Source organism: Pseudomonas sp. CBS (assembly GCF_024734645.1).
Classification (GTDB): Bacteria; Pseudomonadota; Gammaproteobacteria; order Pseudomonadales; family Pseudomonadaceae; genus Aquipseudomonas.
Genome location: NZ_CP102929.1, coordinates 2,154,987 through 2,177,658, shown reverse-complemented (window position 1 = coordinate 2,177,658; position 22,672 = coordinate 2,154,987). Strand labels below are relative to the sequence as shown.

18 protein-coding genes are annotated in these 22,672 nt (G+C 62.5%); 4 read left to right on the top strand and 14 right to left on the bottom strand.

What is annotated here, in order from left to right; translation table 11 throughout:
• Position 1: 1 nt before the first annotated feature.
• Positions 2 to 2,236, bottom strand: coding sequence for a TonB-dependent siderophore receptor (locus NVB75_RS09635; RefSeq protein WP_258346983.1), 2,235 nt, complete (start codon positions 2,234 to 2,236; stop codon positions 2 to 4).
• A gap of 230 nt (positions 2,237 to 2,466) precedes the next feature.
• Between NVB75_RS09635 and NVB75_RS09630 the strand changes: the two genes are divergently transcribed.
• Together NVB75_RS09630 and NVB75_RS09625 are read left to right on the top strand one after the other, a co-directional pair.
• Complete coding sequence (locus NVB75_RS09630; protein ID WP_258346982.1) at positions 2,467 to 4,824, top strand: DNA polymerase II; 2,358 nt, start codon at positions 2,467 to 2,469, stop codon at positions 4,822 to 4,824.
• A 72-nt stretch (positions 4,825 to 4,896) separates the two neighbouring features.
• On the top strand, positions 4,897 to 5,475 hold the full coding sequence (locus NVB75_RS09625) for a GNAT family N-acetyltransferase (protein WP_258346981.1): 579 nt from the start codon (positions 4,897 to 4,899) through the stop codon (positions 5,473 to 5,475).
• Here NVB75_RS09625 and NVB75_RS09620 read toward each other — a convergent pair.
• On the bottom strand, positions 5,472 to 5,687 hold the full coding sequence (locus tag NVB75_RS09620; protein WP_003208231.1) for an AbrB/MazE/SpoVT family DNA-binding domain-containing protein: 216 nt from the start codon (positions 5,685 to 5,687) through the stop codon (positions 5,472 to 5,474). The genes NVB75_RS09625 and NVB75_RS09620 overlap by 4 nt on opposite strands.
• A 70-nt stretch (positions 5,688 to 5,757) precedes the next feature.
• On the opposite strand from NVB75_RS09620, the gene NVB75_RS09615 reads away from it, so the two are divergent.
• Both NVB75_RS09615 and NVB75_RS09610 read left to right on the top strand, forming a co-directional pair.
• A complete protein-coding gene (locus NVB75_RS09615) occupies positions 5,758 to 6,378 on the top strand; it encodes a glutathione S-transferase (protein WP_258346980.1) in 621 nt (206 codons plus the stop codon).
• A 164-nt stretch (positions 6,379 to 6,542) separates the two neighbouring features.
• Complete coding sequence (locus NVB75_RS09610) at positions 6,543 to 7,124, top strand: DUF4174 domain-containing protein (protein ID WP_258346979.1); 582 nt, start codon at positions 6,543 to 6,545, stop codon at positions 7,122 to 7,124.
• Between the two features lie 112 nt (positions 7,125 to 7,236).
• Here NVB75_RS09610 and NVB75_RS09605 read toward each other — a convergent pair whose 3' ends face one another.
• The 12 genes from NVB75_RS09605 to NVB75_RS09550 are packed head-to-tail and all read right to left on the bottom strand — an operon-like array spanning position 7,237 to position 22,603.
• Entirely contained in the window at positions 7,237 to 8,301 is a 1,065-nt protein-coding gene (locus NVB75_RS09605; RefSeq protein ID WP_258346978.1) for an acyltransferase family protein, read from the bottom strand.
• A 15-nt stretch (positions 8,302 to 8,316) separates the two neighbouring features.
• A complete protein-coding gene (gene murJ / locus NVB75_RS09600) occupies positions 8,317 to 9,732 on the bottom strand; it encodes a murein biosynthesis integral membrane protein MurJ (protein ID WP_258346977.1) in 1,416 nt (471 codons plus the stop codon).
• 2 nt (positions 9,733 to 9,734) lie between these two features.
• A complete protein-coding gene (locus tag NVB75_RS09595; RefSeq protein ID WP_258348565.1) occupies positions 9,735 to 11,162 on the bottom strand; it encodes an O-antigen ligase in 1,428 nt (475 codons plus the stop codon).
• Positions 11,163 to 11,164: 2 nt separating this feature from the next.
• Positions 11,165 to 12,268 (bottom strand): glycosyltransferase family 1 protein, encoded by a 1,104-nt coding sequence (locus tag NVB75_RS09590; RefSeq protein ID WP_258346976.1) that lies wholly within the window; start codon positions 12,266 to 12,268, stop codon positions 11,165 to 11,167.
• Positions 12,259 to 13,476 (bottom strand): glycosyltransferase family 4 protein, encoded by a 1,218-nt coding sequence (locus NVB75_RS09585; RefSeq protein WP_258346975.1) that lies wholly within the window; start codon positions 13,474 to 13,476, stop codon positions 12,259 to 12,261. The genes NVB75_RS09590 and NVB75_RS09585 overlap by 10 nt, the downstream gene beginning before the upstream one ends.
• 8 nt (positions 13,477 to 13,484) lie before the next feature.
• Positions 13,485 to 14,813, bottom strand: coding sequence for a cellulase family glycosylhydrolase (locus NVB75_RS09580; protein ID WP_258346974.1), 1,329 nt, complete (start codon positions 14,811 to 14,813; stop codon positions 13,485 to 13,487).
• On the bottom strand, positions 14,803 to 15,993 hold the full coding sequence (locus NVB75_RS09575) for a glycosyltransferase (protein ID WP_258346973.1): 1,191 nt from the start codon (positions 15,991 to 15,993) through the stop codon (positions 14,803 to 14,805). Before NVB75_RS09575 ends, NVB75_RS09580 begins: the two co-directional genes overlap by 11 nt.
• Positions 15,993 to 17,984: an exopolysaccharide transport family protein gene (locus tag NVB75_RS09570; protein ID WP_258346972.1), complete on the bottom strand. Its 1,992-nt coding sequence runs from the start codon at positions 17,982 to 17,984 to the stop codon at positions 15,993 to 15,995. Before NVB75_RS09570 ends, NVB75_RS09575 begins: the two co-directional genes overlap by 1 nt.
• Positions 17,985 to 17,998: 14 nt before the next feature.
• A complete protein-coding gene (locus tag NVB75_RS09565) occupies positions 17,999 to 18,763 on the bottom strand; it encodes a polysaccharide biosynthesis/export family protein (RefSeq protein ID WP_258346971.1) in 765 nt (254 codons plus the stop codon).
• Positions 18,764 to 18,792: 29 nt separating this feature from the next.
• Entirely contained in the window at positions 18,793 to 19,704 is a 912-nt protein-coding gene (locus NVB75_RS09560) for a glycosyltransferase family 2 protein (protein ID WP_063028458.1), read from the bottom strand.
• Positions 19,704 to 21,164 carry a mannose-1-phosphate guanylyltransferase/mannose-6-phosphate isomerase gene (locus NVB75_RS09555; protein ID WP_258346969.1) on the bottom strand — a complete coding sequence of 487 codons (1,461 nt, stop codon included), beginning with the start codon at positions 21,162 to 21,164 and terminating at the stop codon, positions 19,704 to 19,706. The genes NVB75_RS09560 and NVB75_RS09555 overlap by 1 nt, the downstream gene beginning before the upstream one ends.
• Positions 21,164 to 22,603 carry an undecaprenyl-phosphate glucose phosphotransferase gene (locus NVB75_RS09550; RefSeq protein WP_258346968.1) on the bottom strand — a complete coding sequence of 480 codons (1,440 nt, stop codon included), beginning with the start codon at positions 22,601 to 22,603 and terminating at the stop codon, positions 21,164 to 21,166. The genes NVB75_RS09555 and NVB75_RS09550 overlap by 1 nt, the downstream gene beginning before the upstream one ends.
• Between the last annotated feature and the right edge of the window lie 69 nt (positions 22,604 to 22,672).

The window sequence follows — 22,672 nt, the reverse complement described above, 5'->3', positions numbered from 1 at the left end:
GTTAGAAGTCGATGCTGGCCGACAACTTGGCCACGCGCGGGTCGCCTTGAGTCAAGTAACCGCCGAGGGCCGATTCCCAGTATTTGGTATTGGCGACGTTCTCCACAGTAGCGCCGAGGGTGACGTCACGCTGGTTCACCTTGAAGGTGTAGCGGGCGCCCACATCGAAGCGGTTCCAGGCGGGCAGGCTGAGGTTGTTGGCCGCGTCGGCGTATTGGCCGCCGGTGCGTAGCATCCGACCGTTCACCGTCACGCCTTGCAGGCCCGGTACATCCCAGTCCACGCCGGCATTCAGTTGGAAGCTCGGTACGCCGATGGCACGATTGCCGTCGTTGGCACCGTTCTGGGTGCCGTTGACTTCGGTGTGGATGATGGTTGCACCGCCCAACAGGCGCAGCCCTGCGATAGGCTCGCCGAACACGTTAAGCTCCACGCCTTTGTTGACTTGCTCGCCCTGGCGAACATAGGTGGCGCTTAAACCGTCGGCGCTGAGTTGTGAGTAGCCATCGGTGGGTTGCTCGATGCGGTACACACCCAGGGTTGCGCCGTAGGTGCCCATGTCGACCTTGACCCCGGCCTCGGTCTGTTTCGAGCGCGCCGGGGCGTAGGCCTGGCCGGCGTTGCTGATGGGGGCTGTGCCGGCTGTCTGGGGAGCGGTCGGGCCCTGGGCCAGGCCTTCGATATGGTTGGCATAGAACGACACATGGTCCCACGGCTTGAACACCAGGCCGTACACCGGTGTAGTGATCGACTTGTCGTAATTGGCGGTGCGAGTACCCGTGCCGTAGGCGAAGCCCTGAACCACCAGTTCCTGGCGACGCAAGCCGGCGGTCACCAGCAAACGATCATCCATAAAGCCCAGGGTGTCGGAGACCGCTGCACTGCGAGCGAAGGTCTTGGCGGTGATGCCCGGGTCGTTCAGGTCGCCGCCCACGAAACTGCCTTTGACCGGCTCGGCAACGTCCACCGGGTTATAGATATTGCTGGCGTGGCCGGTGAAGTCAAAGTCATAGGCATTGCGGGTCTGGGCCCAGATCCCGGTCAACCCGAGGTTCAGCTTGTGGCTGACCGAGCCGGTCTGGAACTTGCCGTTCAAGCCTGCCATCAGGCTGGTGTTGTCTTCCTGGTGGGCGATGCGCGAGCCGCTGACGGTGGCATTGCCCAGGGCGTCATTCAACGTGACCGAGGAGTAACGGCCAATCTCGTTGGTGTGCTTGGCACCGCCGGCGACATAAGCCGTCCAGTTGTCGTTGAGGTCGTACTCGGCGCGCAACATGCCGAAGGTGTCTTCCAGGCTGCTGGTGCCCCAGCTCGGCGCGTAGTTGGTGTCGGCCGAAGGTGCGTTGGGGATATGGGTCAGGTTCTGGCCAAGCAGCACGGTGTTGCGCCCGCCATTGATCTGCTGTTTCGAGTAGACAAAATCCCCCGACAAACGCAGTGCATCGCCGCGATAATCCAGGCCGACCGCAAACAGTTTCGAGCGCTGGTTCTCGTCATCAATACCGGTATCACCCTCACGCTGGGAGATATTCACCCGCGCGCCGAAGCGATTGTCTTCGCCAAAGCGCTGGCCGATATCCAGGTGCTCGCCGACCCGGCCGTCGCTGCTGATGTCGGTGCTGAAGCGACGCAATGGAACATCATCGGCGCGCTTGGGTTGCAGGTTCACACCGCCGCCAATCCCGGAGCCGCCGGGCGTCACGCCGTTGATAAAGGCGTTGGGGCCCTTGAACACTTCAACCCGTTCCAGGGCGTCGGTGGACATGATCTGGCGCGGCAGGATGCCGTACAAACCGTTGAACGAAATGTCGTCGCCGTTCAGCGGCAGGCCACGGATCACAAAGGCCTGGGCCTGGTTGGCGTAACCTGATGCCTGGCGCACGGACGAATCGTTGAGCAGCACATCGCCGACGTTTTCGGCCTGCTGGTCACGAATCAGTTTTTCGGTATAGGACGACATGCTGAAGGGCACGTCCATGATGTCCTGATTGCCCAGCACCCCCAGTTGCCCGCCGCGAGCGACCTGGCCGCCGGAGTACACCGGGGGCAGGGCGTTGGGCGTAGGTGCGTCGGCGCTGATGGTGGTAGCACCCAATTCCAGAGCCTTGCCGTCCTGACTGTTGTTCGCATCCTGCGTGGTTTCTGGAGTGGCGGCGTGAGCGGTGAGGCCCAGGGAGCAGCAAAGGGCGAGCAAGGTCGGGCGAAACGGCACAGCAAAACGGGTGGAGGTGGGCATGGTCGATCCTGACGGCGAACCGTCAATTTGAGGAAAAGGGCAACAACGTTGCGCGTCCTCGCTGCGCGGATACGACTCCGGTGCGAATGATAGTAATTGTCATTAATGTTCTGCAACAAGTTTGTGAGATTGTTGTCTGCGGGTTCGTAGGCGATTTCGGTTAAATCGCCGCGCCTTGTCACAGGCCGAGTAGAATCACGCCCTGAAAGCGATTCTTGAGGTGCGGCAAGGTGGATTTACAGCAGGGGTTTGTCCTGACCCGGCATTGGCGCGACACCCCGGCGGGCACGGAGGTCAGTTTCTGGCTGGCCACCGATCAGGGCCCCAGGTGTGTGCGCTTGCCGGTGCAGACCTCCGTGATGTTCATCCCCCAGGCCCATCGCAAGCGCGCCGAGCTGCAGCTCAAGGGCGAGCGCGGTATCGAGTTGCGCGATCTGGCGCTGTGCGACTTTCACCATCGCCCGGTGCTCGGCCTCTACACCAAACAACATCGCCAATTGATGGACCTGGAAAAGCGCCTGCGCAAAACCGGCATCGACGTCTACGAAGGCGATGTGCGCCCACCTGATCGCTACATGATGGAACGCTTCATCACCGCGCCAGTGTGGTTTGGCGGTACGGCGGGCGAGGGCGGCATGCTGGTGGAGGCGCAGATGAAACCCGCGCCGGATTATCGCCCGCCACTCAAGCTGGTGTCTCTGGACATCGAGACCACCGCCCAGGGCGACCTGTATTCCATCGCCCTGGAAGGTTGCGGCGAGCGCCAGGTGTACATGCTCGGACCGCCCAACAAAACTGACGCAGTGGACTTCAAGCTCGACTACTGCGACACCCGCGCCGAACTGCTCGAACGCCTGAACCTGTGGCTCGCCACCCATGACCCCGACGCGATCATCGGCTGGAACCTGGTGCAGTTCGACCTTCGCGTGCTGCACGAACATGCGCAGCGCCTGAACGTGCCGCTGCTGCTGGGCCGTGGTGGCGATGCCATGGGCTGGCGCGAGCATGGCAGCCGCAATCACTACTTCGCGGCGGCAGCCGGACGGTTGATCATCGACGGCATCGAAGCCTTGCGCTCGGCCACCTGGAGTTTCGAATCCTTCAGCCTGGAAAACGTCGCACAGACCTTGCTTGGCGAAGGTAAATCGATCTCCACGCCGTACCAGCGCATGGACGAAATCAACCGCATGTTTGCCGAGGACAAGCCCGCACTGGCGCGCTACAACCTCAAGGACTGCGAACTGGTGACGCGGATTTTCGAGAAGACCGAACTGCTGAAATTCCTCCTCGAACGAGCCAGCGTCACCGGCCTGCCAGCGGACCGCAACGGTGGTTCGGTGGCGGCGTTCACCCACCTGTATATGCCGCTGATGCACCGCCAGGGTTTTGTCGCGCCGAACCTGGGCGACAAACCACCCCAGGCCAGCCCCGGTGGGTTTGTCATGGACTCGCGCCCGGGCCTCTACGAATCGGTGCTGGTGCTCGACTACAAAAGCCTTTACCCGTCGATCATCCGCAGCTTTCTGATCGACCCGGTGGGCCTGATTGAAGGCTTGCGCCACCCGGAAGACAGCGAGTCGGTAGAAGGCTTTCGCGGCGCGCGGTTTTCCCGCACCCGGCATTGCCTGCCGTCGATTGTCGCGCGGGTTTCCGAAGGCCGCGAAGTGGCCAAGCGCGAACACAACGCGCCGCTGTCACAGGCACTGAAGATCATCATGAACGCCTTCTATGGCGTGCTCGGTTCCAGCGGTTGCCGCTTCTTTGACACGCGACTGGCGTCGTCCATCACCTTGCGTGGCCACCAGATCATGCGCCAGACCCGCGAACTGGTCGAGGCTCGCGGCTATGAAGTGATCTACGGCGACACCGACTCCACCTTCGTCTGGCTCGGCAGCGCCCACTCCCAGGAAGACGCCACGCGCATCGGCCTGGACCTGGTGCAGCACGTCAACACCTGGTGGCGTGAACGCCTGCAGAATGAGTTCGGTCTGCAAAGCGCCCTGGAACTGCAATACGAAACCCACTTCAGCCGCTTCCTGATGCCGACCATTCGCGGCGCGGAGGAGGGCAGCAAGAAGCGCTACGCCGGGCTGGTCACCCGTGCCGACGGCAGCGAAGAAATGATCTACAAAGGCCTGGAAACCGTGCGCAGCGACTGGTCGCCCCTGGCTCGGCAATTCCAGCAGGAGCTTTACCAGCGGATCTTCCACCGCCAGCCTCATCAAGATTACGTACGTGACTACGTACGCCGGACCTTGAGCGGTGAGCTCGACGAACTGCTGATCTACCGCAAACGCCTGCGCCGGCAATTGGGCGACTACGAACGCAACGTGCCGCCCCACGTGCGTGCCGCGCGGCTGGCCGACGAATACAACGACCGCCAGGGTCGCCCGCGCCAGTACCAGAACGGTGGCTGGATCAGCTACGTGATCAGCGTCAACGGCCCCGAACCGCTGGAAGTGCGCCAGGCACCGATCGACTATGACCACTACGTCACCCGGCAACTGCAACCGGTGGCGGATGCGATCCTGCCGTTTGTGAATGACGACTTCGGCACCCTGGTGGGTGGCCAGATGGGCTTGTTCTAAAACGGCTTGCCTTGCAGTGGCCAGAGCCTGCAATCTTGGCCACTGACGACCACCAGACGGCGCAGCACTCCCATGACTGAAATCATCCTGACCGGCACCACGGTCGAACTCCGCCCCCTGCAACGCGAACACTCGGCCGCCTTGGTACAGGCCGCCGCCGACGGGCAACTGTGGAACCTCAAGGTGACCAACGTGCCGGGCCCCGACACCGTCGAAAAGTACGTGGACATTGCCCTGGCCGGGCGTGAAGCGGGCACCATGATTCCGTTTGTGATCGTGCGCCGTGACACCGGTGAAGTGGTGGGCAGCACCCGGTTCTGGAAGGTCGACCGGGTCAACCGCAAGCTGGAGATCGGCCACACGTTTATCAGCCAGTCGGTGCAGAAATCCGGGGTCAACACCGAGGCCAAGCTGTTGCTGCTGACCCATGCGTTTGAAGTCATGGACTGTGTGCGGGTGCAATTCACGACGGATGAACTGAATGAAAAGTCCCGGGCCGCGATCCTTCGCCTTGGCGCGGTACAGGAAGGGATCGTGCGCCACGAGCGCATCATGCCCGATGGCCGCAAGCGCAACTCGGTGCGCTTCAGCATCATTGATCCGGAATGGCCGCAGGTGAAGGCGGGGTTGCTGGCCAGGCTGGCTCGCTAGGGCTTGTGGCTCAGCTCTTCCACCAGCTCATCCATCCGGTCGGCAATTTTCGGTGTGGTCGACAACACGAACCCTTTCTGCGTGCCCACATAGGTCTCGACGATGTACAGCGTGTCGCCCACATCCAGCCCCAATTCCTGCAAGGCTTCATCCGGCAGGCGAATGGCGCCGTCGCCGTCCCAGTCTTCGATCGTGACGCGTTTACTGTGCATGATGGCTTCCCGTTGAACGATTGAACGGCCTAGCCTAACACCTCAACCCACTGCCAGGAGGCTCAGCACTGTGTACACCCTTTACGGAACCCAAGGCACCGGCTCGTGCATCATCGAAATCGCCCTGCAGCGTTGCGGTGTCGAATGGCGCCAGGTCGACGCCTGCTCCTGGGAAGACAGCGCGGGCAGCGAGGCTCTGGCGCAGATCAATCCGCTCAAACAAATCCCCACCCTGCAACGGCCGGACGACAGCGTGTTGACCGAAAGCGCGGCGATCCTGATTCACCTGGGCCTGCAATTTCCCGCCTCAGAGTTGTTACCCGAGGAGCCCGCCCAGGTCATTCGCGGCCTGGTGTACATCGCCGCGAACTGTTATTCGGCGATTGGCATCATCGACTACCCGGAACGCTGGACTGACAGCGCCGATGCGCAACAGCATGAACAGTTGATCAGCGGCACCCGTCGCCGCCTGCATGGAGCCTGGGAGGTGTTTGCCGATCAATTTGCCGACCAGCTGGTTACCTCGCAACAGGTTCCCAATGCGCTGGGGGTCATGGCTGCGGCGGTGTCGCGATGGGCGGGAGGACGTGAGGCGATACAACAGTCTCGGCCTGAATTTTCCCGGAGGTTGGCGCAGGTGGATGCCGACCCCATCGTGGCACCGGTGTTTGCCCGGCATTGGCCGCTGTAAGCCTTCGCAATCAGAAGAAACAATGACGCCTGAGGTGGCTAAACGCCTTGCGTCGCGGGCGTCCTGACCTACGCTTTCTGAAGCTGGCGTAGGAATCATCCTTGAATTTGACTGTCGCAGACATGAAACTCAAGAACCCTGCATGGAATTCAAAGGAGGTGTGCATGCTCATCCGGTCGCTGACCCTGGCTACCTTGATGGCTTTTACGGGGCCGCTGCTGGCCGCGGATGATATCAATCCGCTCAAGCAGGACCTGGGCAAGTCACGCCCGTTGGTGGTGGTGGAACTCGACTCCGGCAACCCGACGTTGGCCACCCTCAAGAAACAGTTGGAGGAGCCTGCCAACAAGCAGTCCTTTGAAGAGCGCAGCATGGTGCTCTACACCGTGTCCTTCGGCAGCATCGGCGCCGAAGGCGAGAAGTTCGCCAAGGACCCGAAGGACAACAAGAAGCTCGCCCCGCCTGAAACCAACGCGCTGATCCGCGCACTCAAGTTGGGTGCCGGCAGTGGCACCAAAGTGATTCTGGTGGGCAAGGACGGCGAGAAAAAACTCGAGAAGACCGTGCCACCGGATACCCTCAACCTGGCGGATTTCTTCAGCGCGATTGATCAGATGCCCCAGGCTGAAAAGGAGCTTGCCGCCCCGGCCGAACCGGAACCGGCTGCCCCTGCAGCTGGCAAGCCTGGCGCCAAGGCGGGCAAAAACACCAAGCATCCAGCGCCACAACCGGCACTGGATGATTGAGCGTTTTTCTGTAGGAGCTGCTTGCCTGCGATAGCATCACCTCGGTAATTCAGGCACACCGCGGTGATGCCATCGCAGCCTCGCTAAAGCTCGACAGCTCCCACATCAGGTCTCAAACTCCAGGCTTTTCACCGGCCACGGCCGGCGCCTTGCGCACCGGGAACGGGAAGTAGAAGAACCGCAGGAACGCCACCCGCTTGATCACCTCGCCGATCATCAACGGCACCACCACCGCCACCACCAGCCCGATAAACGCCGCCGCCACATCCGGCAGGCCCAGGTGCTGCAGCAGGGCGATGGTTTTGTGCTGGATCTCGCCATGGAAAATCAACAGGATCAGGGTCGATTGGCCGATGTAGGTCATCGCGCGGGTCAATACCGCAGAGGTCATCATCAACCCGGCCAGCGCCCAGCAGACGTACACACCGATCACCGCCAGTGCACTGGTCCAGAACCAATGGTCATAGCGCCGTTGGGCCAGGTCCATGGTGTCCCAGGTCGGGATGAAAATCGCGAAGTACACCACCAGCGCCACCACCATGCTCAGCAGTGAGCTCTGGTGTTTGCGCAGCACGTCCCGCAGCAGATAACCGAGGATGAAATAGGTACTGCTGATCAACGTGACATCCAGGCTGAAGGGCAGCCCCGGCATCGTCCAGGTCTGGCCGCCGACGGTGATCGGTACCTGCCAGAACCAGTCCAGGGTCCAGACCCCCAGCAGCAACTGCACGCCCACCACCACGCAACTCCACACCAGAGACAGGCCCAGGCGTTGCATCAGCCGCAGCATCACCCAGGCAAACAGTATCGCCGCCCAGAAGTGTGGCAAGAACCACAAGGCCTGCCAGGGCAGGGTATCCACCGAGGCGTACAGCACGCCGCCAATGTCGGGCAGCAGCGGTTGGCCGCGCAGGATATCGCGCACCAATACGTACGCCAGCATCGTGGTGAAGAACGGCTTGAGCAGGGCATCGGCCTTGCGCACCGCCATTTCGACGAAGGGCTGCTCGGGCTTGAAGAACACTCCGGACAGGAAGAAGAACAGCGGCAGGATAAAGACCGCGAGTATCGGGTACAGCAAATTCGGGGAATGCTCCACGAACCAACCATGCCCGAACACAATGATCAGGATGCCAATGCCCTTGGCAATATCCATTTGAATCCAGCGTTTTTTCACCTGACTGCTCCCACTCTATAAATCTGCCTTGCGCCACGGCTTGAGCCACAGGCCCATGCCCAGCAACACCACGGCCCCAGCCAGGGTGCTCAACCCCAACTGCAGCCAAATACCTTGAACCCGAAACAGCACCAACGCCGCCACGCCCATCACCAGCCCACTCAGCAACCAGTGCCCCTTCCAGGGCAGGGCGCCGAGCAAGGCCTGGCGTTGCATCAGCAGCAACGCGGTGCACAGCACGCCGGCGAGGGCGGCCAGCGGGATGCCCGCCAGGCCAAACACAAACGGCAGCACACCCAGCAGCAACACGTTCACCAGGCTGCCCAGCAACTCGCAGCGCAGCGGCTGGCGGGTGTCGCCGGCGGCGTAGGCATAACGCGCCAACAAAGCGTTCCAGGCGCCGAACACCAGCGGAACGGCAAACCAGGCCAGCAGCAGCGGCAACGGCGAATCCACCGACTGCTTGGGCAGCAGCAACGCCACCAGGCTCGGCGCCGCGGCTACCAGGCCGACGCCTGCGGGCAGGGTCAGCAGGCTGGCGGTTTCCAGGCCACGCTTGAGCAGGGCCAGGCGCTCGTCGCCCTGGCGCCGGCTCATCATGCCCAGCAGCACCTGGTTGAGGCTCATCAGCGCAATCAGTGGCAAGTTCATCAGCTTGCGGGCCAGGTTGACCCAGGTCACGGCGCCTTCGCCCAGCAACGACGCCACCAACCGTTCAATCAATGCCAAACCCTGGCTGGCGCCATTGCTCAGCAGCAACGGGCCGATGCGCCCACCCAGCTCGCGCAATTCCAGGGTCGAAGCCCGCAGCCGCCAAGGCCGCCAGCCCAGGCGCACCATCGACGGCAACAGCGCCAGGGGCATCAGCAAACTGCCCGTGAGGCAGGCCAACGCCAGCGAGTGCGGTTGCGTGGCGGTGCCGGCGAGGGCCAGGTAGGTCACCGGCGGCAGGTTGAACAGCAACGAACCGAGCCCCGCGACCACAAAGCGCTCGCTGGCCTGCAACGGAATACTGAACAGCGCATGCAGCATCAACCCCGGCACGCTCCAGGCGAGGATCTGCAAGTTGCTGCTGGCAAGGCTGGTAGCCGTTGCCGCCAGACCCGGGCCGAGCAGTTGCACCAGCCACGGCGCCAGCAGCGTCAACAGCAGGCTAGTCACCAGGGCAATCAGCAGCAGTGCGGGGAACAGCACCGCCAGCCAGTCCAGGCGCTCGCCTTCCTTGCGTTGCAGGTACAGCGGCAGGGCGGCGGCGCTCAGCACGCCACCGGCCAGCGACATGCGCAACGCCTCCGGCAAAAACAGCGCGATCAGAAACGCATCACTGCGCTCGCCCGCGCCCCACGCGGCTACCAGCAACCACTCACGGGCAAACCCGAGGCACAGCCCCAGCAGGGTTGCCAGGGTCAACCAGAACGCCGATCCGAGCATGCCTAGGGTCCGACGCTATCGAGTACGGGCTTGCGATATGACACGGTCTTGGCCCGTGGCAGCCGCGCCGGAAACAGTCGCCGCGCCTCCAGCACGTTGATCCCCACCATCAGCCAGAACAGCGCAATCATCACCAGGGCGAAGCTGAAGTAGTGGTCAAAAAAGCCGCTGACCAGTGCCGACAGAATCCCCGCCGTGCTGCCCAGCCAGATCGCGTTGTCCTTGGTCAGGCGGATCGGGCCGATTTCCGGCCGGGACTCACGCCACCAGCGCCACGTCACCGCGATAAACAGCAGCATGCTGATCACGCCGGTCTTGTAGACGAAGTTCAGCCACAGGTTGGAGATCCCCAGCAGGTGCGTGCCCGGCACCGGCGGGTCAACCTTGAAGCCAATGCCCAGTGGGTAACTGGCCACGGCCTGGGGGAACATCCGGTATTCGTCGAAGCGCACTTCGGTACTCGCATTCTGGGTCGAAAAGATCGTTGCCAGACGTTCCTGCAACGGTGGATACGACAGCACCAGCGCCACGGCCAATGCCACGCCGATCATCAGCAAACGCCCGGTATATGGCACCCGCCGCGACGCCATCCAGATCAGCACCAGCGCCAGGCTGACCATCGCGCCCCGGCTACTGGCCAACAGCAAGGCCGCCGCGCCCAGGCAGGCAACACCCAGGCCGAGGCCGCGTTTCCAGCCGGTGTTGGTGATGCCGTAGCAGAACGCCAACGGCAGCAGCAAGGCCATGATCCCGCCGGTGGCGTTCGGGTGCATCCACGGCGAACCCATCCGCGAGGCCATGGCGCCCAGGCCCAGGGACAGGGTGTCGAGGCTGCCGTAATTCATCAGGGTCAGGATCGGCAACATGCCCGAGGCCGAGCGTGAGCGGATAAACACGCCGATGGACATCACCAGCATCGCCAGGGTGCCCAGCAACAGCGCAATCACCAGCGCTTCGCGGTTCTTCTGCTCAACCAGCAGCTTGGCGGCGAGGAACAGCACCGACAGGTTCAGCAACCAGCGCAACCAGTTCGCCAGGCCGCTGGCCTCGGCGGTAATGCTCACCTGGCCGACGATAAACGGCACCACCGTGAAGATCATCAGCCACATCAACATGCGGTCGGTGGGGCGCCGGGACAGCGGTGGCGCAGCCGGCAGGCGCGAGAGGAAGCCATGCCAGATCACCGCGGCCCACGTCAGGGCAATCAACGCCTCGCTGACCGTACTGCGAATCCCCAGGTTGAGGGTGGAGTAGGGCATGAACGTCGCCACCAGGGCGAACAGCAGCAGTCCCCAGAACGGGAACCGCAGAATCGTCACGGCAGCGGCCAGGCCGATCACCGCCAGCACGGCCTTGGCCGGGGAAAGGAACAGGATCAACCCACCAAACAGCAGGCCGAAGACGATGGCGACGAGGCTACCCAGTGAGATTCTCAATTCAATTCCTCGATCAGTTCGGCCAGGCGCCGACGGTAGGCCTGGTGGTTGAAACGTTCGGCCCAGCTGCGTAACTGTTCAGGCGGTTGTTCGACGGGTTGGTCGGCCAGGTGCAGCATCAATTGCACCAGCGCCGCACCGTCGGTGGGTGAAAACCGTGGCGCCAGGGGCGGGGTGATTTCGTCCAGCGAGGTACCGCTGGCTACCGCGACCGGGGTGCCGACGCTCAGGGCTTCAATCACCGGCAAGCCAAAGCCTTCGGCATAAGAAGGCTGCCACAGGCGCGAGGCGTTGCGATAGAGCCCGTGCAATTCGGCATCGGAAACGCCGCTCAACGCGCGTATGCCGGGGTAGTTGCGCTGTGCTTCGGGCAAATGCTCCAGGCTGCCCACCAGCACCAGTTCCGGCACGCTCGGCGATTGGCTGCGCGCCTGCTGCCAGGCGTCCACCAGGAAGGGCACGTTCTTGCGCAATTCCCGGGTGCCCACCAGCAGCCAATAGCGCTCGGGCAGTTGCCGGGCCGAAAGGTCTGCCGGCAGTCCGGCAAACCCGACCACCTGATTGGGCAACACCCGAATCTTGCCGGCCGCCTTGGGAAACAGCCGCGCCGTTTCATCGGCACTGTACTGCGAAGGCGTCCACACCCGGTCGGCCGTGTGCACCGCATAGGTGATGGACAGGCGATCACTGGCCTTGTAGATCATCGCCTTCAGGCGATTGGCGTGGTAGTTGTCCAGGGTGATCTGAAACAGGTCATGCAGCAGCACCACGGTACGCAGGCCTTTGGGTTTGGGTGGCAGCGGCAGGCCCATATTGAAGGTGCTGATGTACACATCAATGCGCTCATCGCGCAGGGCCTTGGGCAAGAATCCCGCCTCGAAACGCAGGCGCTGATGGGGTTGATGCATGGCGGTCTTGGCGCAGCCCCAGTCCGGGCAATGGGCGTTCAGGCGCAGTTCATCGCCAAGCGGCGCGACGGTAAAGCGTTCCAGCTCGATGCCGGGCATGGCACGCAGGGCATCTTCCAGGGCGTATACCTGGCGACTGATGCCTGATTGCGGCGAGGTGCCGACGGTACGGTAATCGAGGCCTACGCGCATGCCGGCTCCTTTTGGTTCAGGGGCGACAGTTGGGCGTACACCTGCTCCAGCTGGCTGGCAGCGACGCTCCAGTCGTGGGCGCGGCGCACATAGGCGCGACCGGCTTCGCCCATCGGCGCTGCGACTTCAGGCTGTTGCAGCAGGCGCACCACGGCGTCGGCCAGGCTGTCGGCGGTCTGGCCGCCGAGGTAGTCCAGGCCTTCCACCACATCCAGCCCGGACACGCCCTGGTCGGTACTCACCAGCGGCAGGCCGGCGGCCAAGGCTTCAAGCACCTTGAGCTTGGAGCCTCCACCATGGCGCAACGGCGCCAAAAACACCGAGCAGCTCGACTGCAGGGCCAGCAGGTTGGGCACAAAGCCTTGCCACTCGATGCGCCCATCCTTCCAGCGTTCACGCCAGCTTTCCGGCATGCCGAAGCCGCAGACACTCATGCGTGCGTCGGGGCAGCGGGCCCAGACCTTCGGCAGGATTTCATCCAGTGCCCACTCGATGGCATCCACGTTGGGCGCGTATTCGTAGTTGCCGAGAAACAGCACGCGGCGGGTCGCGGGGTCAGGGCGGGCGGCGGCGAAGTGCGCGCAATCCACGCCGTTGACCACCACCGGCACCGGTTTGCCGGCAATCTGCGCCAGGGTCTGGGCATCGGCGTCAGTCACCGCGACCACTTGCGCAGCCTGGCGCATCACCCGACGTTCCCAGCGGCCGTAGCGCCATTGATCGTAGCGAATAAACGGCAGCGCCCAGCCCGGCAGGCGATCGTAAGTCGCGGCGCCGAGGGACGATTCCACATTGTGTTCGGTCAGCACAAACGGCTGGGAGCGACGGGCCAATGCCGCTTCGTAAGGCTGGAAGGTGTAGGTGTGTTCGATTTGCACCACGTCCCAATGCTCGGTCAGCAATCGCTCGAAGGTGTCCTGCAGTTCACCCGACAAACCATTCACACTGGCCAGCAGCGGGTAGGGCGCAAACAGCCCGGCCAGCAAGGTCTTCAGGCTGCGCAGCGGGCGGCGCGGCAGGATGATCAGCTGTTCCAGAAAGGCTTCCAGCACCTGGCGATCCGTCAGCGAAACCGCATGTTTGTCGTGCAGCAGCAAGGTGATCCGGTGCCCGCGCGCAGCCAGGCTGCGCAGCAAATGAAACTGGCGCGTCTTGCCACCGCTGGTAGCGGGCCAAGGCGAGTAGGGCAGGATCCAGAGGATGCGCATGGGTGGCTTCAATCCCATAACAGAATTTGCAGGTTGGGCTTGACCGGTACATCCAGTCCATTGGTGCCACTCAACGGTGTTTCGGTGCTGCGCAATGGGTCGTACAAGGTGGCGGTGGTCAGGCCCGGCAAGTGTGCGCTGCCGCCACGGGCCGACCAGAAGAACCACACCTTGCGCCCGTCGGCACGGGTCCAGCCGATGCTGAACAGGCCGTCGGGCAATTGGTCGGCGGTGGGCGGATCGCTCGGGGTCAATTTGGGCCCGCTCACCTGCAGGAAATTCTTCAAGGCGGTATACGACGGCTTGGGATTGGTGTCGATGTCGAGCAAGCCATAACTCTGGTCGCGCACGCTGGCGCGCTGGTCCAGGTCACTCAGGGTGAACAGGAAAATCTTGTCGAAATCCAGCGCGCTCATCAGTGCGATGCGGCGCACGATGTAGTCGGCCTGGCCTTGAGGGGTGATGAAGTCCTGCACCTCTTTCGGGCCTTTATAGTTCGACCAGCCCCACTCGGTGCTCCACAGGGTCTTGACCCCGGCCGCCCGCAGTTTCTGGTTGAGGGCGCTGGTCTTTTCGACAAAGTCGAGTTTCGACGGGGTGTTGCCTTCGGGCAATTGGGTGTAGGGGTGATAAGACACCACGGTGTTCAGGCTCGGCAGGCCCAGTTGCAGCAGCCCGTCGAGCATATTCTGGCCGTTGGGCATTTCGCTGAAGAACGCCATGCCGGCCGTCACCACCGGTTTGTTCGGGTTCACCACCCGCAGCGCGGCAGCGGTGACTTGCAAGAGATTCGCATAGCCGGCCGGGTCGGCGACGGGGCGCCAGAAACCCAACAGGTTCGGCTCGTTCCACACCTGCCATGCGTCCACGCTGGGGTAACGCTGGGCCAGCAACGCCATGCGGTGGGCGAAAACGGCCGGGTCCTTGGGCGGGAACTGGTCCTGGTAGGGCGAAGAGGCCGGTGCGGTGGTGATGAACTTCGCCGAACCCACCAGGTAGAACACCGACTTGATCTGGTTCTGCTGCAGCTTGTTCACCAGCTCATCGAGTGGCGCCACGTTGTACTGGTTCTCGGCGGTTTCCAGCTGGTCCCAGTGCAGGTCCAGGCGCACCCATTCCAGGCCCAGGGCCTTGAGGCGGTCGATCTGCTTCTGATAACGCTCGGGGCTGAACCACAGGAACTGCGCGTTCACCCCCAGAAAATCTTTCCACACGATCTCTTTGTTGCCCTTGAGCACATGGCTCTCGGCATCCGCCGGGCGGCCCCAGAGAAAGGCGGTCAGGCCCAGTGCGGCGACGACCACGAGGGTCGCCAGGTAAGTCCGTTTACGTGCCATGGTTGCCTCCTGCAATGGCTTTACTAAACAGTGTCGCGAACTTCTGCGCCGTCAACGGCCACAGCCGTTCACGACCAATCGCTGCGGCGCGCTCGGCCCAGTCCCTGGCCATTTGCGGATTGCGCGCGAGCAGGAGCAGTTGCTCGCTCAAGGCGGCTACATCGCCTTGCGGATAGATGGCGCCGTTGCCGCTGGCGACTTCCTCGGCAAACGCCCGGGCATCGGAGGTGATCGCGCCGCGCCCGCAGGCGGCAGCCCATGACAATGCACCGCTGGTGCCACGCTGGCGGCCCAACAGGCCGAGCTTTTTCGATTCGCGATACGGCAGCACCATCACATGGTGCGCCTGGATCGTCTGCGGGATCTCGCTGGCCGGCAAATTCAGCCGCCAGTCGATGGAGCCGGCCAGGCCGAGTTCGGCGATCTGGCTGTTCAACTGCTCCAGGTAATTGCCGCCCGCGCCAAACGCCATTTCGGCGGCAGTGCCACCGGCCAGGGTCAGGCGCACACGGTCACGCAATTCGGGGGCTTTTTCAAAGACGGCGGCCAGGGCCTGCAACAGGTCTTCGATGCCTTTGCCACGGTAGATAAAACCAAAATACAGCAGGTGCAGCGTGTCCAGTGGCGGCAAGGCCACGGGCGGGATATCCAGGTTGGCGTGGTTGATCACCGCCACCTTGCCGGCGGGCAATTGCATGCGCGCCGTCAGGCAGTCGGCGCCCAGGCGGGTGAGGGTCACCAGCCGGGTCAGGCCCTGGGCGACGTGACGTTCTTCGCGCAGGGTCAAGGGATCGGCCAGCACCACCGCCGCCTGCGGCAATGGGCTGGGCAAGGATGCCAGCAGGTTCAGCGGAAAGGGCAATTGCTCGCGCCGCCAGACCATGCGTTCCGGGTCATGCACCGTGGCAGTCAGTGGCAACGCAGGGTAGGCCTTGCGCAATTCGCGCAGGGCCAAAAATTCCCCCAGGCGCCCACCGCCCAGCTCGGCGTGGACCAGGTCAACACGTTGCCAGTCGAAACCGGCAATCGCCTGTTTGATCGACGCCGTGCTGCTGACCACGCCCGTCAAGGGCGTGATCACATCGACGCCCAATTGCTCCAGTGCCGTCTTGAAATGGTTCGCGTAGTCAGCGATCCCATTCTTTTCCGGCGGCAGGGGAGCGAGCAGGGCGATGCGCATCAGAACGAACCCCGGTATTTGGCGATGGTTTTCAGCACCTTGACCGGCACCTCGAACTTGCGGCGGTTGATGATGATGCCATCGACCTTGCCGAACGCCGTGGTGAGGATCGACAGTGCATGCTCCACCACCGGTACCGTGCTTTTTTGCGCTTCCACCACCAGCGCAATCAGGTCGGCACGGCGCAGGTTGATGAACGCATCGCGGTTGTCCAGCAGTGCCGAGGCATCCAGCAACACCACTTCGCCCGGAACGGCCGGCTCAATCCCGCCGACCCGTACCCGCACGCCGTTCTCTTCCAGCAACTGGCGCAACTGCTCGACCACAAAACTCACCCCTTCACCGTGTCGCGCGGAGGTCAGCCCCAGGGTCAGGCCCTGCTCGGCAATACGCTCCAGCGGCAGCAAGCCATACAGGCGATAAATGCTCGCGTTGAAGGCGTTGGTGCTTTGCGCGGTACTGGTGTCCAGTTCCGGCAGGGTGGTCCACAGTGGCAGGCCGAACTTGCCTTCCACCAGGCCGCCGTCGTGGATCCGCTGATCCAGCAGGTAGCACAGGTAGATCACCAGCAGCCCGACCACGATGGAGAACGGGATTGCCAGCAACAGCATCAACAGGGTTTTCGGGAAGACGCGCCCAGGGTTGAGGGTGGCTTCTTCGATCACCGCGATGTTACTGATTTGGCTCTTGTCCAGTTCACGGTCGATCCGCGACTTCTCCAGGCTGTCGACATACAGCGCGTAGTTTTTCTCGGTGCCGCTCAGCTCACGGGCCAGGCGCGCCAGTTCCGGCTCAATGGCCAGGGCGTCCTTGCGTTGCGCTTCCAGTTCCGTCAGTTGCTTTTGCTGTTGCGTCAGTTGAGTGCGCAGCGCCAGGTTGTTGCTGGTCTCATCCAGCAGTACCCGTTGCAGGTGGATTTCCAGGGTGTTCGGCGCACGGTTTTCCGAGCTTTGCACCGTGTCGCTTTCACCGGCGACCTGAGCCTGCATGGCACGGATCGAGGCGTCCAGGGCTTTGACCGGCGGCGCGTTATCCGTGTAGGTACGCATCATGTCGGCTTTTTCCAGGAGCTTCTGGTTCAGCAGGCGACGCAAGTCTTGTTGCTGCGGGTTCAACGCGATCTGGCGAACCGTGGTCACCTCTTTGGGCTGGCCCTTGAGTTGATTGCGGGTGCTTTCGATGGCGCTGTCAGACGAGGCAATCAGGCGGGTGGAGTTGAACACTTCGCCACGCAGCACGTTGATCCGCTCGGACAAGTCTTCCAGGCGATCAGTGATGCTCGACGCGCCGATCTGGTTCAAGTGCGTGAGGATCTGGTCCTTGTAGCTCTTGATCTGGGCAGCGCTTGAAGACACCTGGCCTTCATAGAACGCGTACAGGCTCTTGCGGCCCAACGCCTGGGTGCGCTCGTCGATGTAGGTCTCGACCCAATCCTTGACCACCGCCTGGGCGATCTGCGGATCATCCCAACGGAAGCTGATGTCCATCACCGTAGAGCCGATGGCGTGGGTCACTTCGAAGTTTTTCTCCAGGCTTTTCGCCAGGCGTTCCACCGGGGTGGTTTCTTCGACGATACCAACGGTTTCCAGCACCACTCGCACACCGTCAAACACGGCGCTGATGCCTTTTTTGACGTACCACTTGGTGCGTTTCCACACGCCTTCCGGCGGCTGCATCTTGTCCATCACTTCCAGGTAATGCTCGGCCACTGCACGCACGATGGGGCGCCCGGTCAGCAAGCGCTCTTCGTCGACAATCGGGTCGCGCTGGGTGCTCGGCATGACGATCGGCTGACGGTTGTCGACCTCGATCGGCATCGTCGAGTCACGCCCCGGTTTTACCAGCAACCGCGCAGTGGATTCATACTTGGCCGGCAGCAGGAACGCCCCCAGCAAAATGATCACCAGCGCGGCAATCGCCGCCAGTTTGAACTCGTGCTTGAAGATGAAGAACAGACGCAGAAGATCACGAAAAGAACGGATCTCGATCATGGGATGTCGCTCCTTTAGTGGTTCGTGGTGTAGCTGTAGCCCACACCAATGGATTTGGTGAAGGGAATCAGCTGGTTCAGGTAAGTGTCCACGCCTTGGATCCGTTCGCCGACGTTGGACTTGGGTACAAACACCACGTCACCGCGTTGCAGCGCCACGGGCTTGCGGCCCAGTGCGCCGTTCTTCAGGTACTGGCTGAAATCCAGGAAGTAAGCGTGATAGATACCTTGGCCATCTTCACGCAGCAGGGCGACCATGCTCGCGTTGCCCACCGGGCTGACGCCGCCGGCACCGAGAATCGCCTGCTCCATGGTCGGGGCCGTGGCGATGGAGATCGCCGACGGGTTGAACACCGCGCCGCCGACGATCACCGTGTTACCCGGCGCCTGGTTGATATTCACTGTCACCCGAGGCTCGCGATACACCGGTGCGAGTTTCTGGCTCAGCTCGGCGGCGACTTCCGCCGGCGTGCGCCGCGCCACCTGGATCGGGCCCAGGAAGGGGTAGTTGATCTTGCCGTCGTTCTGCACGGTGTACAGCGTCAGCTCATAAATCGTGCTGACGTTGAACGCCGACAGGGTCGGCATTTCCCCGGCATCGCGGACGATCCGCAGCTGGTCGCCGATGCGGATCCGCTCCACCGCCGGCGGCAACTGGGCCATGCGATCGAGGGCCTGCTTGCCCTCGTCCACTGTCTTGCCATCGGGCGCGACGATCCGCGCGGGCGTATTGCAGGCGGCCAATGCCATCATGGCCAGGACGAGCAAGGTTCGTTTCATCAAAGGGGTCTTCCTGTAGGTCATGATGCTCACCTCCAATAACCGGGGAACATGCTGATGCGCCGCTTGAGGGCGAGGGGGAGCTGGCGCTCCAGATGGCCCAGCCGGTAGCCGAGCAATTTGAACGCGCTGCGCACCAGTACTTCGGGTACGCGGTGCAATGCACCGGCTTCGCGTAATGCTCGAAGCTCAGCCAGTACATAGCGTTTACCTTCACCGCCGGCATCGCCAAAAGCCTGGCGGATCCACGGCTCGCGGCCGTAGAACACGCCAATGTCGAAGTAGCGGTGAAACTCATCCATGAGACGGTAATCGTGGGAGTGATAGACCAGGGCGGTGGCGGCGTAGCGCACCTTGTAGCCTTCCAGCAGCATGCGGGCGGCGACGTAGGCGTCCTCGCTGCCGATCACATCCGCGGGGAAGCCACCGACGGCTTGCAGGGCGCTGCGCCGGTACACCGAAAAAGAATCCGAACTGAAGCAGGTCTTGATCCCCAACTCCGGCGCATCTGCCAGGCTTTTGCTGCGGCTTTGCGGCGGGTAGTTGAAGTGGCGTGACTGGGCGCCCAGCACACCGGCATCCGGGTGCGGCAACTGGCGGCCGTAAGCGACGCCGTTGAGCGGGTCCAGTTCCAGCTCGCCCACCAGGTTGGCGAAGGTCTCGGGCTCGGCAGGGATCGCATCCTGAGTCATCACGATCAGCGCGTCGCCGTCGACTTGCTCGCTGGCCCAGCGGCGGGTGCCGCCATGGTTGAAATCCTTGGCATCGATCACTTCGACCCGTACGCCGAACTCGCGAAAGCGCGCCACGGTGTCATCGCTGGAGGCGCTGTCGACCACCAGGGTTTCGTCCGGTTGCAGGGTTTGCATGCGCAGCGCCGGCAGCAGCCGGTCGAGGTGGCTGGCTGCGTTGCGGGTCGGGATGATCAGGGCGGTACGCATCACTGCTTCACTTCGGCCGGAGCCCGGCCGTAGATGTCGTCAAAACGCACAATGTCGTCTTCCCCGAGGTACTCGCCGCTCTGCACCTCGATCATCACCAGATCAATGATGCCGGGGTTGGTCAGACGGTGTTTGTGCCCGGCCGGAATGTAGGTGGACTCGTTGGCGTTGATCAGGAATTCACGGTCGCCGTTGGTAATCATCGCCGCGCCGCTGACCACTACCCAGTGTTCGCTGCGGTGATGGTGCATCTGCAGCGACAGCGAGGCGCGTGGCTTGACCACGATGCGCTTGATCTTGAAGCGGCTGCTTTCTTCCAGCACGGTGTAGGTGCCCCACGGCCGGGTAACGGTGCGGTGCAGGCTGAAGGCCGGATGGTTCTGGCGCTTGAGCTCGGCGACGATGTAGCGCACGTCCTGGCTGCGGTTGGCGTCGGCAATCAGGATGGCGTCCGGGGTGTCGACGATGATCAGGTCGCTCACGCCCACTGCGCCCAATACGCGTTTGGGCGAGTCGATGTAGCAGTTGTGCACGTCGTGCAGGATGGCTTCGCCATTGACCTGGTTGCCATTGGCGTCGCTCGGGGTGAGCTGGCGCACTGCGTCCCAGGAACCGATATCACTCCAGCCGATGTCGCAGGGCACCACGGCCACTTGCGCGGATTTTTCCATCAGCGCCACGTCAATCGATATATCCGGCGCCGACCCGAAGCCTTCAGCGTTCAATTCGCGCTGGCGGCAGTTGTTGTTATTCAGGCTGTGGCTGTGGTCGAGGGCGGCTTTCGCGGCGTCCAGTACGGCGGGGGCGTGCAGCGCAAGCTCGTCGAGCAATGTGCTTGCCTTGAAGCAGAACATCCCGGCATTCCACAGGTGCTTGCCGCCGTCCAGATACCCCTGGGCGGTGGCCAGGTCGGGCTTCTCGACGAAACGCTTGACCCGGAAACCCTGGCCCAGTGCGTCGCCTTGTTCGATATAGCCGAAGCCGGTTTCAGGGTGGTCGGGCTGGATGCCGAATGTCACCAGGTAGCCGGCCTCTGCCAATTCGCGGGCCTGGGTGACGGCATCGGCGAAGGCGCTTTCATCGAGGATCAGATGGTCGGCAGGCATCACCAGCAACTGCGCCTCGCCGCCGAAATTCTCCTGCACGTGCAGGGCGGCCACGGCGATCGCAGCGGCGGTGTTGCGCCCGAATGGCTCCAGCAGCAGGTCGAGGGCCAGGTGGGTCTTGTTGACCACGCGGTAGTCATCCAGGGTGCGAAACAGCATCTCGCGGTTGGTCACCGTCAGCACGCTTTCCACGCCCGGCAAGTGACTGGCCCGCAGGAAGGTCTTCTGCAACAGGCTCTGGTCGTCACGCATGCGCATGAAGGGCTTGGGCATGTTCTGCCGCGACACCGGCCACAGCCGGGTGCCCGAGCCACCGGAAATAATGCAGGGAATCAAGCCGTTGAGGGTGCTCATCAATAGACTTCCTTGGTCGAAAGGACGGCTGGGACCGTCATGAAAACGATGTACAAGTCGAACCACACCGACCACTTCGAGATGTACTCCAGGTCGTACTCAACGCGTTTCTGAATCTTGAACAGGGTGTCGGTTTCACCACGATAGCCGTTGATTTGCGCCCAGCCCGTGATGCCCGGTTTCACCCGGTGCCGTGAGCTGTACTCGCTGACGGCGACTTCGTAGGGCACGCCGGCGGCCTTGGTCGCGGTGGCGTGGGGGCGCGGGCCGACCATCGACATGTTGCCCAGCAGCACGTTGAACAACTGCGGCAGCTCATCGATGCTGGTCTTGCGAATGATCCGGCCCACGCGGGTGATGCGCGGGTCGCCACGGGTGGTCTGGCGGTCGGCGTTGAAGTCGCTCATCTCGGCGTACATCGAACGGAACTTGAACACCCGGATCACGTTGTCGTTGTAGCCAAAACGGTTCTGGCGAAACAGCACCGGGCCCTTGGAGTCGAGCTTGATGGCAATCGCCGTGATCAGCATGATCGGCGACAACGCCACCAGGCCCAGGGTCGCCAGAATCAGGTCTTCGCAGCGCTTGATAAACGGCGACCAACCCCGCAAAGGCACGTGGGAAGTGTTGAACATCAAGATGCCGCCGACATCGGTGATGCGGCTGTGGCCATAACGCAGGGCGGCCATGTCGGGCACCAGCATCACGTTGACCGACATCTGCCGCAGGCGCTTCACCAGCCCGTTGATCCGCTGTTCGGCGGCCCAGGGCAGGGTGATCATCACCTGGTTGACCTGCTCGGAGCGGATCAGTTTTTCCAGGTCGCGGGTGTTGCCCAGCAGCGGCAGGTTGCTCAATTCCTTGGGGATGCGCTCGGTGCGGTCGTCGATAAAACCGATCAGGCCGGAGCGGATATCACCGTTGCGTTGCAAGTGGTCCGCCACGTGCACGGCGGTGTCGGTGAAGCCGAGGATCACCGTGCGTTGCAGGTATTTGCCGTTGGCCATCAGGTTGCGAAACAGGCGCAGCATCACGATCCGCTCCAGCCCGAACAACGCCAGGCTGGTGATAAACCAGAACGCCAGGTTGCGCGGGCTCAACTGCGGGAACATCAGCAGAATCTGGTACATGAACAGCAGGATGCAAAACGCCGAAGACCAGGCCACCAGCATGGTGCGAAACCGCAGGCGGTTACTGAACAACTCCTCGGAGTACACCCCAATGGCCTGGAACAAAATAATCGTCATGATTGCGAAGAACAGCAGCAAGCCGAGAAAATGGGCGCGCAGTTCAGTGGCCATCGGTTCCGGATAAAACAGCAGGATCAGTGCCGGAAAAACAGCGGTGAGACCGTGCATCAATTTTACGAAAACGACAAAAAATTCAATAAAACCGGCCCGGGTCAAAAACAGGCTGTCGACTGACGACTTCTCGCGCATAAAAACATCCCTCATTGCACACCAGGGCTTCCTTGTTCGGCTGCTCATCCATAAAGGCAGGGCTTGCTT